This is a genomic window from Mesorhizobium sp. M1A.T.Ca.IN.004.03.1.1 (assembly GCF_003997555.1).
Classification (GTDB): domain Bacteria; phylum Pseudomonadota; class Alphaproteobacteria; order Rhizobiales; family Rhizobiaceae; genus Mesorhizobium.
In genome coordinates this window covers 1-255 of record NZ_RZTV01000654.1, presented here as the reverse complement: position 1 = coordinate 255, position 255 = coordinate 1, and the positions used below count along the sequence as shown (strand labels likewise).

Genomic DNA, 255 nt, shown 5'->3' with positions numbered 1-255 from the left:
CGAATGGGAGCCGGTGGCGCCCGGCCTCAAGACGCTGGAGGACGCGACGACGATCCGCCGGCGGGTGCTGCTCGCCTTCGAGAAGGCGGAGATGGAGGCCGATCCGGCGATACGCGATGCGCTGCTGACCTTCACCATCGTCGGCGCCGGGCCAACCGGGGTCGAGCTTGCCGGCATTATCGCCGAGCTCGCGCATTTCACGCTGCCGGACGAATTCCGCAACATCGATACGCGCAAGACCCGCGTCGTGCTGGT

Annotated in this window: 1 pseudogene; it reads left to right on the top strand. The window is 67.8% G+C overall.

What is annotated here, in order from left to right:
* A pseudogene (locus EOD29_RS33270) lies at window positions 1-255 on the top strand (NAD(P)/FAD-dependent oxidoreductase); the annotation flags it as partial.